Here is a 16,152-nt window from a genome sequence, read left to right as displayed (position 1 = left end):
AATTATGGAAAAGAGAATATTAGGAACACAAGGATTAGAAGTTTCAGCATTAGGAATGGGCTGTATGGGATTGAGTTTTGGTTATGGTCCTGCAACTGACAAACAAGAAGGTATAAAATTAATTAGAGAAGCCTACGAACAAGGAATTACCTTTTTTGATACGGCAGAAGCTTATGGAATTGCTAATGAAGAATTAGTAGGAGAAGCGTTAAATCCGTTTAGAAAAGAAGTTGTTATTGCTACAAAATTTGGTTTTAAAGATGGAGTTGTGGCTAACGGACAAGACAGCCGACCTGAAAACATCAGAGCAGTTGCTGAGGAATCATTAAGACGACTCAAAACAGATGTCATTGATTTATTTTATCAACACAGAGTCGATCAAAATGTACCCATGGAAGATGTGGCAGGAACGGTTAAAGACCTTATTCAAGAAGGAAAAGTAAAACACTTTGGCCTTTCAGAAGCTGGAGTCGATTCGATTCGAAAAGCTCACGCTGTACAACCTGTAACGGCTTTGCAAAGCGAATATTCTATTTGGTGGCGAGAACCAGAATTAGAAATTTTACCAACATTAGAAGAATTAGGAATTGGTTTTGTGCCTTTTAGTCCATTGGGAAAAGGTTTTTTGACTGGTGCCATTACAGAAAACACACAATTTGATTCAACCGATTTTCGAAATATTGTACCTCGTTTTAGTGAAGAAAACAGAAAAGCTAATCAACGATTAGTAACTTTATTAGGTGAAATTGCTTTTCAAAAAGGAGCAACAACTGCACAAATTGCATTAGGTTGGTTGTTGGCACAGAAACCTTGGATTGTGCCAATTCCAGGTACTACAAAATCACACCGACTAACAGAGAATATTGGAGGGGCTTCTATTCATTTATCTGCTAATGATATTAAAAAAATTGATTACGCATTTGCACAAACCACGATACAAGGAGACCGTTATCCTGCAGATTTGCAAAAAAGAGTTGGAAACTAAAATCTAATAAAATGAAAAAAGAAACCGTAATTGTTGTAATCGGTGCTGGATCTATTGGTCAGGCCATTGCCAGACGTGTGGGTGCAGGAAATCATATTTTGCTTGCTGATCTGAATCAGGAAAATAGCGATACAGCCGCAAAAATTCTTAGAGATGCGGGTTTTAAAGTAAGTACAGCTATTGTGGATGTATCTTCAAGAGTATCTGTTCAAGCACTTGTAGAAAAAGCCATAGCAATTGGGGGAATTACAGGGCTTATTCACGCTGCCGGAGTTTCTCCCTCGCAAGCATCGCCATCTACTATATTTAAAGTCGATTTGTATGGAACAGCATTGGTGTTGGAAGAATTTGGCAATGTTATCGAAAGCGGTGGTTCGGGTGTGGTGATTGCTTCCCAATCGGGGCATCGTTTACCTTCATTGACTTCCGAACAAGATAAAGCATTGGCAGTTACTCCCACAGAAGAGCTGCTTTCACTTCCGTTTTTACAATCGGAAACCGTAGATAGTTCGCTATTTGCTTATCAATTATCCAAAAGAGGAAATTCATTGCGGGTGAAAGCAGAAGCAGTACGTTGGGGAAAACGAGGAGCCCGAATCAATACCATTAGTCCCGGAATTATTATGACACCTCTTGCTTATGATGAATTGAATGGACCACGCGGAGATGGCTACCGTCGAATGCTTGAAATTTCACCTGCAGGAAGAGCTGGCACACCAGACGAAGTCGGCGTAGTCGGTGCTTTATTAATGGGACGAGACGGTGCCTTTATTACAGGAAGCGATTTCTTGATGGATGGTGGCGTAACTTCTGCTTATTGGTATGGGGAATTAGCTCCGAAATAAAAAGTATATTCCTTTTTATAACTGTAATGTTTTTTACTATAAACATAAATGGACAAATAAATAAAAACAAAACAATGAAAAAAGTATTAGTAATTGGGGCAGGCGGCAGTCTTGCAAAATACGTAATAGATACGTTGAAAAATGTACCCGATGTACACTTAACGCTATTGGCAAGAAACAAAAGCCACATAGCAAATTACACCGCAAACTGCACGATTGTAGAAGCAGATGTTATGGATTATGCAAAACTAAAAAATGCAGTTTCCGGTCAGGATATTGTCTATATAAATCTTGCAGGTAATCTGGAAGCAATGTCAAAAAACATCGTAAAAGCGATGATTGAAACAAATGTAAAAAGAGTAATTGCCATTAGTTCTATTGGTATTTATGAATCGCCGATGAAACCCATTTTAATTCCTTACAGAAAATTGGCAGATGTTATTGAAGCTTCAGGATTAGATTACACCATTCTGAGACCGGAATGGTTTACCAATGCTAATGAGGTAGATTATGCCATCACCCAAAAAGGCACGCCAGAGAAAGGGTTGGCAATTTCCAGAAAGAGCATTGCAGCATTTGTAGCAACTATTGTTCAGAATCCAGAGCTGCATAAAAATGAAAACTTAGGAATTAGCAAACCTTAACAAATGAAGCATGGAAAAAAATAGAATTGAAGCATTTACAGATGGGGTTTATGCTATCATCATTACAATAATGGTATTAGAACTTAAAGTTCCACATAACCCTAATTTAGAAACTTATTTAGCAATGTGGCCTGTATTCATTAGCTATGCAGTAAGTTTTCTTTTTGTGGGATTAAATTGGGCAAGCCATCATCATCTGTTTCAAACGGTTTCTAAGGTTGATAATAAAGTGCTCTGGATTAATATGATTAATCTTTTTATTCTCTCACTTGTTCCTTTTGCAACAGCTACAATGGGCGAAAATGATTTTAAAGCTGTAACGGTTACCATTTATGCCAGTTTACTCACATTAAGTATAATTGTATATATGTTTTTAGTAGCTCAATTATGCAGATTGCATGGTAATAATTCTTCTTTTTCCAACACCTTCAAAGGTCATAAGAAATCGTATTTCAGCCTTGTTTTAAATAGTATTGCGATAATTTTATCTATATGCAGTTTTCCAAAAACAGCGTTTATAATTATAATACTGACGTCTTTATCTTGGTTCATTCCTAATCATATATTTGAGCAGGAAGAAAATTAATAAACACTAAAACAATTAAACATTTTAAAATGACAACATTTACAGAAAAAGGAACAGCTGCTCCAGCAGCCTATTTCACGGGAATCGTTTGGGTCAATATGAATGTAACACCCGATGAAGGATATAACATCAATATGGGAACGATAACTTTCGAACCAAAAGCCAGAACCAATTGGCATACTCATACTAGCGGACAAATACTGTTTGTGATTGAAGGAATTGGTTATTATCAGGAAAAAGGAAAACCTATTCAATTAATACAAAAAGGGGATGTGGTTAAAATTCCTAAAAATGTAGTGCACTGGCATGGAGCTTCTCATAGCAGTTTGATGCGCCATATTGCCCTTGTACCTGACTACGATGAGGATAAAACCGAATGGTTGGAAGCAGTAAGCGAAGAGGACTATAATAATTAAATAACAGAATCTAATTACTATTAATATGGAAACTACAACAGTAAAAGCCTTTGGAACAAAGGCAGCCGACCAGCCTTTAGAAACAATTAGCATCAACCGCAGGGAGTTGCAGGCTCACGATGTTGAGATGGAAATCCTGTACTGCGGAATATGCCACTCCGATTTACATCAAATCAAGAATGATTTTAGAATGACAGCATACCCAATTGTTCCAGGACACGAGATTGTGGGACGAGTAACAAGAGTTGGTGCTCACGTCAAGAATTTTAAAATTGGGGATTTATCCGCAGTGGGATGTATTGTTGATTCTTGTCAAGAATGCGAAAGCTGTCAGGAAGGGTTGGAACAATTTTGCGATCAGTTCCCTACCTTCTCCTTCAACTCACCCGATAAATATTTGGGTGGAGTCACTTATGGAGGATTCTCTGAAACCTATATTTGTGAAGACAAATACGTATTGCACGTTCCAGAAAGTTTGGATCTTGCCGCAACTGCACCATTATTGTGTGCCGGTATTACTGTATATTCGCCTTTAAAACATTGGAATGCAGGACCAGGTAAAAAAGTAGGTATTCTAGGTATTGGCGGTTTAGGTCATTTAGCTATCAAAATTGCCAAAGCAATGGGAGCTGAAGTAACCGTGTTTACCACTTCGCAATCTAAAGTCGAAGATGCCAAGCGTCTAGGTGCTGATAATGCCGTATTGTCAACTGATGCAGAACAAATGAGTAAATATACTGGTAAACTTAATTTTATTATTGATACAGTATCGGCAAAACACGACATTAATTCATATCTGAACCTTTTAAAACACGATGGAACGGTTGTATTGGTCGGGTTGCCACCAGAGCCTTTAGAAGTAGGCGCTTTTAATGTGGTAATGGGAAGAAAAAGCTTTTCGGGGTCAAATATTGGAGGCATTGCCGAAACTCAAGAAATGTTAGATTTTTGTGCGGAACATAATATTACTGCCGACATTGAATTAATTAAAGTTCAGGATGTCAACAACGCTTTTGAAAGACTGGAAAAAGGCGATGTAAAATACCGTTTCGTAATTGATATGGCTTCATTAAAATAATCACAAAAACTCAAATTGTAAAAAGCATTGCAGCAAACTTGTAATGCTTTTTAATTCAATATTCTTCAATAGTTGCTTTTCTAATTTACCAAATAATCACAATAAAACTCTCACTTTGGAGAAAGAACTTGTTCGAGTAAACAATGAACTTCATGTGAAACAAGTCATTTTTGAGAGAAGACAAAAGGAGTATTATGAAAAACTCGAACAACAGCAAGCAAAACTCGAAAGTATGATAAGAGAAATCAATTCAAAGAAATAGGACTTTTAGTTCCGTTCAACAGAAATTCCATTTTTCGTGCTGCGCACGCAACGAAACCCTTGCTGATTGATACCTGTCAGAATCATTTTTGATATGTTCACGAGCATCTGATTCTGTATGATTTTCCCAAAAATTATTGTTTCCATTGGTATAAAACTGAAATCGAAGTTGTTCTAGAGTTGTAATTGTAGGGCAGCTAAATGAAACCATAAATTCTATTTGTGGATTTTTGCTTGCAGCAATTGGGATTATCCATCCTGCTTGACTGAAGCCAACTAATCCAATTGGTATTTTTTTATCTTTCAAATAGGTTCGAAATGTACTTACTGTTGCACTTGCATCGTGAGATAATAAATTAAGATTAGTAGTGTCAATATTATTCGTGCCAACAGATGGGCCTGCATATACACCGCCTGATTCTCCAACGCCGCGTTTATCATATGTCAATACAGCAATACCTTCTTTGGCAAGACGTTTAGCGAACTCCATTTCTCTTTTTACAGGATCAGACCCATGAACAATTACAACTGCTGCAAATGTTTTTTTAGGCGTTAAAATCGAGCCCGCAAGAGTGACGCCTTGACTTTCAAACTTTACATCTTGAATGGTAAAGTCGAGCGATTGAGAAAATACCATTTCTGGTAAAGTTATTAATAACAACCAAAGAAATAAGTTAATGTTCATTTTTGTTTAATTTAAAAATTGTTTTGGTCTTCGTTGACATTGTCTACAACGTCCCACCTAATACAGCGGGTTTGAGAAATAAATTAAGCCCTATTTTCGGATTTGCCAACTCATCCCAAATAGAAAACCAACTTTCCATTAAGCCAATTGCCTAAATCCGTTTTAGCTGTTACCAGCAGGTTTTTAGTCTATTCCTAGTCTTTTATGCATTTCATGTCATTCTTTTCCGATTTGAATGCTTTCTAAGGCAACTTTTAGTTTGTCTTCGAGTAAGCATTCGATACAGGTTGGATACTGAAGTCCTTTGTAATGCTGTTTACATTTAGGACATAATTCCATTTTTTTTACATCAAAATTATATGCACATTTTTTACAAGCAGTTATTGCGTCTTCAAACGAAAGATACTTAATGCAATCATCTAGATGAAGCAAAAATGCCTCTTTTTCAATTGTTTCAGATTCTTTATTTTTCTTCTCACATCTTCTACATGGTTAATTCCCTGCAAAATATCATCTATTAAACAAAAAAATGATATAATTTTGTATTTACAAAGCATTGGTTCTGTTTATTGGTTCGCAAAACAAATTTATTTAACCTCTGCTTTGTTTTTTTATGCTATATAAATTAGCACCTTGAATTAATTAAACGATTTTCGGAAGATATTGATATGGTTATCATAAAAAATAACAGTGATACCGGAAATGACCTTAAAAGAAGACTGAAAGAAGTCACTGCCATAATTGATAATTCTATTCTTGATATTGTTACTGATCATCCAAATATTAATAAGAAAGGGAGTTTAAGAAAAATAGTTTATTCCTTTCCAAAAGCTGGTGTAAAAGGAAAATATGGAGAAGTGAAAGATGACATTACTTTGGAAGTATCACATCTTGGCAATTTTGAACCTAATGTGACTAAATCAATATGCACTCTGATTGCAGATTATATCAAAACAACTCCTAATGCAGCACTAATTACTCAATTCGGATTAGAAGATTTTACAGTTAAAGCTTTAGCTGTTGAGCGAACTTTTTGTGAAAAGATAATTAGCTTAGTTCGGTTTTCTTATACGGAAAATCCATTAGCCGATCTATCTAATAAAGTGCCCATACCTATGATTTAACCTTATTAATGAAGCTTGATATCATAAAAGACTTTGTTGGTTCCAGTTCATTTGACACAATGTTACTGCGAGTTGCAAGAGATGGTGATAAAGCCATACCCAATGATAAAAATTGGCTGTACAAATACCCAAAAGAAGCATTGATTTTTAGTGAAACTGAAATGGTTTGGAATACCGTGAAAAAAGTTTATACCGGGTCAAAATTTAACGAATTACTAATAGGCAAAGTAAACCTCCAGGAGAAAATGAAGTTTTCGAAACTTTACTATTTCTATCCAAACGAATGTAAAGAAAAGTTAAGATGTATTTTTTTAACACATCCACATTATATGTATTTACAGTTTTGCAGACATAAAATAAAAGTTTAATTTTACCTTTAATTATTACGGCTTCCTTCCTTATCATCACTAAAATAATACTTCCTAATTATTTTTGATAAGAGTAATTTTAAAATTAAGCATTTTAAAAATAATCTATTTACTTAATCTTAATTATGTTATGAATCATATTATCAAATATATATTGCTATTATTTGCCGCTTCACTCAGTTTAGTGTCTTGTAAACAAAAAAGCGGTAATAAGATAAAAGTAGGTTTTTCGCAAGCCATGACAACAGATGACTGGCGTAAACAGATGAATAGTTCCATAAAGGTTGAAGCCTCTTTACGGCCTGAAGTTAATCTTACCATACGAGATGCAAATAATAATGTAGATAAACAAATTGAAGACATTGAAAAATTTATATCAAATAAAGTTGATGTCATTATTGTGTCTCCAATTGAATCAAAACCACTAACTGCAGTTGTAGAAAAATCAATAAAAGCCGGTATTCCAGTCTTGGTAGTTGATAGAAAAATTGACAGTGAAAATTATACGGCTTATCTTGGAGCTGATAATATTGAAGTAGGTCGAATTGCAGCAAAGTATATTATTTCGAAGAGCAAAGGCAACGGAAAAATAATTGAAATTATGGGAGCCAGCGGGTCTTCACCAGCATACGAACGCAGTCTTGGTTTTAATCAAATTATTAAAGATAATCCGCGATTTAGAGTCGTAAATTCAATACAGGGGAATTGGGAAAAAGAATCAGTTAAGGCACCTCTGAAAGAAGTTCTATTACAAAACCATGATGTTGAATATATTTTTGCTCATAATGACAGGATGGCTTTAAGCGCATGGGAAACTGCAAAAACATTAGGACTAGAAAATAAAATAAAATTCATCGGAGTAGACGGATTAAATTCTGTCAATGGGGGTATTGAACTTGTAAAAAACGGCATTTTAGATGGGACCATATTATATCCGACTGGAGGAAATGAGGCCTTAAAACTTGCTTTAAAAATTAATAACAATGAGCCAATTGCAAAAAACAATATATTAAAAACGATTGTAATTGATCAGGTGAATGCTGAAATTATTGAAAACCAAATGGATAAAGTGGATCAGCAGCAAAAAATTATTGAATCACAGCAAGGAGCAATTAAGGTGCAGGAAAAGGAATATGCTTCTCAGAATAATTTAGTTCGATTATTAAGTTTTTTTCTAATTATCATTTTAAGCCTTGCTATTTATAGTATATATTCCACGATTTCTATTTCGCGCAATAAAAAAAAATTGGAACGGATTAATCAAACTGTAATTGATCAAAATATTGAAATTCAGGAAATGGCTAAAATTGCAGAAAGAAGCAATGAGGCAAAACTCAATTTCTTCACTGGACTTTCGCATGAATTTAAAACTCCTATAACTTTGATTATGAGTTATGTGGAATCTTTGATTGAAAATGATAAAATTAAAGGAACAGCATTGATTGATGAAGTAAAACTAATCCATAAAAATTCGAACAGATTACTGCGATTGATAAATCAGCTGTTAGATTTTAGAAAAATTGAAGAGCAAAAATTTACATTAAGAGCCTCAAATACTAGAATCTATGATTTTACAAGTGATGTAATGACCAATTTTAAAGGCGAAGCTGCACGCCGAAATATTGATTTTCAGCTTGCCTGCAAGAACAAAAATCTGGAGCTGTTTATTGACAGAGGTTTGATGGATAAAGTGTATTTTAATCTGCTTTCCAATGCGTTTAAATTTACGCCCGATAACGGAAAAATAACTATTTCGATTATCGAAAATCAAGATAATACAGTTAGAATCAGTTTTAAGGATTCTGGAATTGGAATACCCGAAAATGAATTATCCAGTGTTTTCAGTCCTTTTTTTAAAGCTTCAAATAATAATAAAAGCAGCTCGGGAATTGGGCTGCACCTGTCAAAAGAGTTTGTGCTTTTACATCATGGGACTATCGAATTAAAATCAAAACAAGGCAGTGAATTTGTGATTACTCTGTTAAAAGGAAACCAGCATCTGCAGCCGTCTGAAATCATAAATAAGACTGCAAGTGTAAACATAAAGCCAAATTTAGCACTAGATATTTTAGATATAGAATCTGGTTTTGAAGAAGTAAGCATAATTTCGGATTCTGAAAAACACACTCTTTTAATTATAGAAGATAATATTGATCTGGTTACATTCCTAAAAGCTAAATTATCCGGCGAATACGTGATTTATACCTCTGACGGAAGTGATGCTGTTGAGAAAACAATGGAAATTATTCCGGATATCATCATCTGCGACATTAATCTGGTGGGCAAAGACGGTTACGAAATTACCAAGGAATTAAAAAAAGATCTGCGTTCGTCACATATTCCGATTATTATTTTGACAGCACAAAGCAATAAGGAATCTGTTTTAAAAGGGCTTCAAAGCGGTGTTGACCAATATCTTACTAAGCCTTTTAGTCTTTCTATTTTAAAACAGTCCGTTTCGAGTCTGCTTTTCAACAGAGAAAAGCTTCGTTATTATTATACTAATAATATTTATCGAGTTGAACCAGAGTCTAAATTTGGTAATCAGGAACAGTCATTTATTACCAAAATGAATGATATTATTAAGATGAATGTTGAGAACCCTAAATTTTCAGTAGAGGATTTAGCCGATAAGCTTGGGGTTTCCCGAGTTCAGCTGTACAGAAAAGTAAAAGCTATTATTGGAATTAATATAAGTGACCATATCAATAACGTAAAACTCGAAAAAGCAGCGGAACTTTTAAAGTCAAATGAGATGAATATTTCTGAAATTGCATACTCTCTTGGATTCTCTTCTCCAAACTATTTTTCTACAGCTTTTAAGAATAAATTTGGAGTTTCACCAAAGGAATATAAATCTTCCATTTAATATTGGTTCAAAATTGATACAAATCAGGTATCAATTTTAAAGCTAATGTAACAAAATCGAAACTACAAGGTTTTCGTAAATATTTTTTAATTTACGTAATCCCTTGTAAACAAAGGCTTTGATTCTGAATTATCAAACCCTCAGTAATTGAAGAATTAAATTGTAACATCATTAAAAATAAGTTGTTTTTTTTGCGGATATCTTAGCGATAAGTTTTTAATACATCTACAATGAACAAGATATTACTTTGGTCTGTTACTGCTGCACTAGCAGGTTTTCTTTTCGGTTTTGATACCGTAGTTATTTCTGGAGCTGATAAACAATTACAGCTTCTTTGGCAATCATCTGATGCTTTTCATGGATCTGTTGTTATGGCAATGGCACTATGGGGAACAGTTGTAGGTGCTATTTTTGGAGGAATTCCAACTAATAAAATAGGACGCAAAAAAACACTGTTCTGGATTGGGATTTTATATTTTATTTCCGCTATTGGTGCTGCTTTTGCAAATGATCCTTTTGTTTTTGCGGCTTTCAGATTTATAGGAGGTTTAGGTGTCGGCGCTTCGACCATTGCAGCTCCTGCTTATGTTTCTGAAATTGCTCCGGCTGACAAACGCGGACGATTAGTAGCTTTATACCAGTTTAATATTGTACTTGGAATCCTAATTGCCTTTATATCCAATTACTTTTTAAAAGATATTGGTGAAAATGCATGGCGCTGGATGATTGGAGTTCAGGCTATTCCATCATTTATATATATATTATTTATACTTACTATTCCGGAAAGCCCAAGATGGTTATTATCTAAAAACCGCGATGAAGAAGCACGTAAGGTGTTATTCAAGATTGATCCGTCTGCAGCTCTTAAAGACATCATGGATGATTCTAGAGAAAATGGGGTTACCAAACATGAGAATATTTTCATGAAAAAATACCGTTTTCCATTAATGCTGGCTTTTTTAATTGCCTTCTTTAATCAGTTTTCGGGAATCAATGCCTTTTTATATTATGCGCCAAGAATTTTTGAAGAAGCAGGTTTAGGACAAAATACCGCTTTATTGAGCAGTATCGGAATCGGGATAACGAATCTTATATTTACTTTAATCGGTGTGGCATTAATTGACAAATTAGGAAGAAAGCTGTTAATGTACATTGGTTCTGTCGGATATATTATTTCTTTAGGATTAGTCTCTGCTTCTTTTTATTACAATTGGGGAGGTTTATCAGTGCCCATTTTCCTTTTCTTATTCATCGCTTCACATGCCATTGGTCAGGGTGCCGTAATCTGGGTTTTCATCTCAGAAATTTTTCCAAATCATATTCGTGCATCGGGTCAGGCCTTTGGAAGTTCAGTACACTGGGTTCTTGCAGCTATAATCCCTTCATTAATTCCAATGTTATTCTCCGAAATTGGACCTGAAGTTGTCTTCTTAATTTTTACTTTGATGATGGTGCTGCAATTGCTGTTTGTCATTTTTATGATGCCGGAAACCAAAGGAATCTCTCTGGAAGTATTAAGTGAAAATCTAACTAAAAAAAACACCAAAAAAAATGAAATCAATGAAACATCTACCGCTGGCGTTTTGTAGTGCTGTTCTAATTTCAATAGCGGGCTGTAAACCATTTTCAGCTGTAGCCCAAACTGCTCCTGTTTCAGCTGTAAATACGACTGAAGAAAAAATGTACCGTCCTAATTTTCATTATAGCCCCAAAAAAGGCTGGATGAACGATCCCAACGGAATGTTCTATGCTGACGGACAGTATCATCTGCTTTATCAATATTATCCTGATGGAAATAAATGGGGGCCAATGCATTGGGGACACGCCATTAGTAAAGATTTAATTAAATGGGAAGAACAGCCAATTGCAATTTATCCAGATAAAGACAAATACATTTTTTCAGGAAGCGCAACAGCAGATATAAATAATACATCAGGTTTAGGAACTGGAAAAACGGCTCCGATTGTAGCGATTTATACTCTGCATGATATGACAAAGGAAAAAGAAAACAAAATTGATATAGAACAGCAGGATATTGCGTATTCGAACGATAACGGTTTTACATGGCAGAAATTTGAGGAAGGAAATCCTGTCATAAAGAACCCTGGAATTCGTGATTTTCGTGATCCAAAAATGACTTGGGATGAAACGCATAAACAATGGATAATGGTTCTTGCAGCACAAGACCGAGCGCAGCTTTATAAATCCAAGAATCTTAAAAACTGGGAATATTTATCTGATTTTGGAAAGAATATCGGCGCTCATGGAGGGGTTTGGGAATGTCCTGATTTTTTTCAGATGAAAGTGGAAGGTTCTAATGAAAAAAAATGGGTTCTGATTCAGAGTTTGAATCCAGGCGGTGCAAACGGAGGTTCAGGAACTCAATATTTTATTGGAGATTTTGACGGCACCACTTTTACTTTAGACTCCAATTTTGCAAAAAGAACAGAACAGGAAAAAGCAGTTTGGCTGGATTATGGAAAAGATAATTATGCTGGCGTGACCTGGAATAATGTTCCAAATTCTGACGGAAGAAAATTATTCATCGGATGGATGTCCAATTGGGATTACGCGCAGCAAGTACCCACATTTACTTGGAGAGGAAGTACGACTATTGCGCGCGAAATTAAATTAGTAAAAAAAGGAAATGCATACAGTCTGATAAGCAATCCTGTAAAAGAAATCAATAAATATATTTCTAAAACGATTAAAGAAAAATTATTAAAAGGAAATGGAAAACTAGACCTTGTAGCGGCTGGAAAGATAGATTTGACTAAAGCAATTGTCAATTTTGATTTAAAAAATCTGAAACAGGACACTTACACTTTTACACTTTCTAATACACTTGGAGAATCTTTGACTTTCGGAATCAATAATTCAGATCACTATCTGTTTGCAGATCGTTCAAAATCTGGAAAAACTGATTTCTCTGAAAAATTTGCTTCAACAGTTACCAAAGCAATTTTAGATAGAGACCAAAAAGAAGGCACTTTTAAAATTGTTTTAGACAAAACTTCAATTGAAATTTTTTATAACAATGGCGAAAAAGTAATTACCGAAATCTTTTTCTCAAATCAGCCATTTACTTCTCTTTCAGTTTCTTCAAACCAAGAAATTGAGTTGAGTAATCTTGTAATTAACCAATTAAATATAAACTAAAACCAAAACCACAAACCATGAAAAGTAAAATTATTTATTTTCTAATTTTCTTCTTTCCGATGCTGCTAATGACAGCACAGGATGGAGGGATTAAAGGAACGGTGATTTCGTCAGAAGACGGATTGCCTCTTCCAGGAGCGACAGTGACTATTTCTGGAACAAGTAGCAGCGCATCAACAGATTTTGACGGAAAATTTTCTTTGCCTGAAGTAAAATCAGATGCAGTAATTGTTGTTTCATTTATCGGATTTGCTCCGCAAACGATAACGCTCAAAGGGCAAAAAATACTAAACATTACTTTAAGAGTAAATAACAATCAGCTTAATGAAGTTGTTGTAACAGGATATTCGAAACAAAAGAAAACCGATATTACCGGAGCCGTTTCTATTGTAAACATGAAAGATGTCATGAAGCAGCCGGAAGCCAATCCTATTAAAGCCCTGCAGGGAAGAATAGCTGGAGTTAAAATCTCCTCTGACGGTTCTCCAAGCGGTGCCAATACAAAAGTGGTGATTCGCGGCGTTGGTACTTTAAACAACACAGATCCTCTTTATGTGATTGACGGAATGCCAACAAAATCCGGAATGCATGAACTAAATCCAAATGATATTGAAACAATTCAGGTTTTGAAAGATGCCTCCTCAGCCAGCATTTATGGTTCCCGCGCTTCAAACGGAGTGATTATCATCACGACCAAAAAAGGGAAAGAAGGCAAGATGAGAATCAATTTCAGTACTTATACTTCTATTTCTGATTATTCACGAAAACAAGAAGTGATGAATGCCAATCAATTCGGTCAGGCTTTGTGGCAGGCAAATATTAATGACGGATTAAACCCGAACAACAATAATTTACGTTACCAATTTGATTGGTCGGTGAATAATAACAAACCGCAATTGAACAAAGTTTTGGTTCCAGAATATTTAGATGCTGATCAGACAATGAAAGCTTCAAACACTAACTGGTACGATGAAATTTCACAGACAGGAATAGCAAGTTCTTATGATTTATCAGTTTCCAATGCTTCAGATAAAGGGAATTATGTTTTCTCTTTGGGTTATTATGATAATGAAGGTGTTGTGAAAACAACTGATTTCGAAAGAATTTCTGCCAGAATGAACAGCTCTTATAAATACTTTGACGGAAAACTGGTTATAGGCGAAAATTTTAGTTTCAATCGTACAAACGAAGTTTCAGATCCTGGTGTTTTAGATCCTGCACTTCGGGCTCTGCCAATAATTCCGGTACATACCGTTGACGGAAAAGGGTGGGGAGGACCAGTAGGAGGAATGAATGACAGACAAAATCCGGTTCGTTTATTAGAGTATAATAAAGACAATAAATATGATTATCTGCGTCTTTTCGGGAATATGTATGCAGACTTGGAGGTAATCAAAAATCTGCATATCAAGAGCAGTTTTGGAATCGATTACGGTTCTTATAAAAAACGCACGCTGCAAAGAAGCTATCAATCCGGTTATTTGCAAAACGATCAGACATCGGTTACAATTGATCAATCGGTGAGCGATAAATGGACATGGAGTAATACTGCAATTTATAATTTGAAAATTGGAAAAAGCAATTTGAATCTGATGGCAGGAACCGAGATGTATAAAGACATTTTTGATACAACGACTTTGCGTAAAAATGACTTTTTAATTGAAACGCCGGATTATATGTATCCTGATGCCGGAACCGGTGAATCCTTTACCAGCGGCACATCAACATTATATTCTTTGCTTTCTTATTTCGGAAAAGCAGACTATGAGTTTGATAACCGTTATCTGCTTTCGGCTACAATACGCCGAGATGGTTCTTCCCGTTTTGGTAAAAACAATCAATTCGGAACTTTTCCTGCGGTTTCAGCGGGATGGAGAATCAGTAATGAAAATTTCATCAAAGATAATGCCCCTGTTATTTCTGATTTAAAACTTAGAGCAGGCTGGGGACAAACTGGAAATCAGGAAATCAGCAATACTGCGGTTTATAGTCTTTATTTGGCCAATTATGCAGGCGGAAGCCCAACATGGGCAACATCTTTTGGCACTGCTTATGATATTGCAGGAAACGGAAACGGTTTGCTTCCATCTGGTTTTATCGCAACACAATCAGGAAACGATGATTTAAAATGGGAGACCACTACCCAAACCAATATCGGGTTAGATTTTGGATTATTCAAACAAAAATTAAGCGGATCTTTTGATTATTATATCAAAAAAACAGAAGATATTTTGGTTCTGCCACCTTATTTAGGTGTAATTGGCGAAGGCGGAAACCGCTGGGTAAACGGCGCTTCAATGGAAAATAAAGGATGGGAAGTTTCTTTAGGATACCGCGATGAAACTTCATTTGGTCTGAAATATGATATTTCTGCTAATGTTTCGTCAAACAAAAACAAGATTACTGCATTACCGGATGAAGTTAGAAATAATTATGGAGGAAATGGAGTTGACGATAATATTTTGGGGCGCCCGATTAACTCTATGTACGGTTATGTTGCAGACGGGTTGTTTAAAAGCCAGGACGAAGTGGATAACTCGGCCAATCAGGATGGAAAGGGTCTTGGAAGAATCCGTTACAAAGATTTGAATGGAGATGGCACTATAACTGACAAAGACCGTACTTGGATTGGAAATCCAAACCCAGGTCTGCTTTACGGATTTAACCTAAACTTATCTTATAAAAACTTCGATTTTACCACTTTCTGGGAAGGAGCAAGTGATGTTGATGTAATTAATAATACGAAATATCAAACTGATTTTTGGAGTGTTGATGATGTTGGGTCTAATAAAGGAACCCGGTTGCTGAATGCCTGGTCAGTTGATAATCCAAATTCAACTATTCCAGCTTTGACAACTGTAGACAGAAATGCAGAATCAAGATTTTCTACTTATTATGTAGAAAACGGAAACTATCTTAAACTTCGTGTGCTGCAAATAGGATACAGTCTGCCAAAAGATGTGCTGAAAAAGCTGAGTATAGAAAGCTTTAGACTTTACATCAGCGGACAGAATTTATTGATCCTTGATGCTAAAAGTTTCACTGGTGTAGATCCTGAAAATGCAGGATTTGGATATCCGCAGCCAACAACTTTTACTGCTGGACTTAATTTTACATTATAATAAAAGATTA

14 protein-coding genes and 1 pseudogene are annotated in these 16,152 nt (G+C 35.4%); 12 read left to right on the top strand and 3 right to left on the bottom strand.

All coding sequences use genetic code 11. The features are described 5' to 3' along the window. Positions 1–4: 4 nt before the first annotated feature. From AC1DVP_RS15610 to AC1DVP_RS15585, 6 genes are all read left to right on the top strand, one after another. A complete protein-coding gene (locus AC1DVP_RS15610) occupies positions 5–985 on the top strand; it encodes an aldo/keto reductase (RefSeq protein WP_477184415.1) in 981 nt (326 codons plus the stop codon). An 11-nt stretch (positions 986–996) separates the two neighbouring features. Next, on the top strand, positions 997–1,830 hold the full coding sequence (locus AC1DVP_RS15605; RefSeq protein ID WP_477184414.1) for an SDR family oxidoreductase: 834 nt from the start codon (positions 997–999) through the stop codon (positions 1,828–1,830). Between the two features lie 74 nt (positions 1,831–1,904). Beyond that, complete coding sequence (locus AC1DVP_RS15600; protein WP_477184413.1) at positions 1,905–2,474, top strand: NAD(P)H-binding protein; 570 nt, start codon at positions 1,905–1,907, stop codon at positions 2,472–2,474. A gap of 10 nt (positions 2,475–2,484) precedes the next feature. Next, positions 2,485–3,060, top strand: a complete 576-nt coding sequence (locus AC1DVP_RS15595) for a TMEM175 family protein (protein ID WP_477184412.1) — start codon at positions 2,485–2,487, stop codon at positions 3,058–3,060. A gap of 29 nt (positions 3,061–3,089) precedes the next feature. Continuing rightward, a complete protein-coding gene (locus AC1DVP_RS15590; protein ID WP_477184411.1) occupies positions 3,090–3,476 on the top strand; it encodes a (R)-mandelonitrile lyase in 387 nt (128 codons plus the stop codon). Positions 3,477–3,501: 25 nt separating this feature from the next. Beyond that, positions 3,502–4,554 (top strand): NAD(P)-dependent alcohol dehydrogenase, encoded by a 1,053-nt coding sequence (locus tag AC1DVP_RS15585; RefSeq protein ID WP_477184410.1) that lies wholly within the window; start codon positions 3,502–3,504, stop codon positions 4,552–4,554. Positions 4,555–4,831: 277 nt separating this feature from the next. Here the strand turns inward: AC1DVP_RS15585 and AC1DVP_RS15580 are convergent, their stop codons facing one another. From AC1DVP_RS15580 to AC1DVP_RS15570, 3 genes and pseudogenes are all read right to left on the bottom strand, one after another. Beyond that, positions 4,832–5,500: an alpha/beta hydrolase gene (locus tag AC1DVP_RS15580; protein ID WP_477184409.1), complete on the bottom strand. Its 669-nt coding sequence runs from the start codon at positions 5,498–5,500 to the stop codon at positions 4,832–4,834. A 216-nt stretch (positions 5,501–5,716) separates the two neighbouring features. Further along, positions 5,717–5,839 carry a hypothetical protein gene (locus AC1DVP_RS15575; protein ID WP_477184408.1) on the bottom strand — a complete coding sequence of 41 codons (123 nt, stop codon included), beginning with the start codon at positions 5,837–5,839 and terminating at the stop codon, positions 5,717–5,719. Between the two features lie 119 nt (positions 5,840–5,958). After that, positions 5,959–6,057 (bottom strand): annotated as a pseudogene (locus tag AC1DVP_RS15570) (IS982 family transposase); the annotation flags it as partial. An 84-nt stretch (positions 6,058–6,141) separates the two neighbouring features. Here AC1DVP_RS15570 and AC1DVP_RS15565 point away from each other — a divergent pair. The 6 genes from AC1DVP_RS15565 to AC1DVP_RS15540 all read left to right on the top strand — a co-directional run bounded on the left by AC1DVP_RS15565 (position 6,142) and on the right by AC1DVP_RS15540 (position 16,142). Beyond that, positions 6,142–6,624 carry a nucleotidyl transferase AbiEii/AbiGii toxin family protein gene (locus AC1DVP_RS15565; protein ID WP_477184441.1) on the top strand — a complete coding sequence of 161 codons (483 nt, stop codon included), beginning with the start codon at positions 6,142–6,144 and terminating at the stop codon, positions 6,622–6,624. Between the two features lie 8 nt (positions 6,625–6,632). After that, complete coding sequence (locus tag AC1DVP_RS15560) at positions 6,633–6,992, top strand: hypothetical protein (RefSeq protein WP_477184407.1); 360 nt, start codon at positions 6,633–6,635, stop codon at positions 6,990–6,992. Positions 6,993–7,122: 130 nt separating this feature from the next. Continuing rightward, complete coding sequence (locus AC1DVP_RS15555; protein WP_477184406.1) at positions 7,123–9,861, top strand: substrate-binding domain-containing protein; 2,739 nt, start codon at positions 7,123–7,125, stop codon at positions 9,859–9,861. Positions 9,862–10,091: 230 nt separating this feature from the next. Beyond that, complete coding sequence (locus AC1DVP_RS15550; protein WP_477184405.1) at positions 10,092–11,450, top strand: sugar porter family MFS transporter; 1,359 nt, start codon at positions 10,092–10,094, stop codon at positions 11,448–11,450. Next, positions 11,422–13,020 (top strand): glycoside hydrolase family 32 protein, encoded by a 1,599-nt coding sequence (locus AC1DVP_RS15545; protein ID WP_477184404.1) that lies wholly within the window; start codon positions 11,422–11,424, stop codon positions 13,018–13,020. Before AC1DVP_RS15550 ends, AC1DVP_RS15545 begins: the two co-directional genes overlap by 29 nt. 17 nt (positions 13,021–13,037) lie before the next feature. Then, on the top strand, positions 13,038–16,142 hold the full coding sequence (locus tag AC1DVP_RS15540) for a SusC/RagA family TonB-linked outer membrane protein (RefSeq protein ID WP_477184403.1): 3,105 nt from the start codon (positions 13,038–13,040) through the stop codon (positions 16,140–16,142). The last annotated feature ends 10 nt before the right edge of the window (positions 16,143–16,152 follow it).

The organism is Flavobacterium sp. P3_A6 (assembly GCF_056403035.1).
Note: the sequence above shows the minus strand (reverse complement) of the source record. Positions and strands in the feature narration are given on the sequence as shown.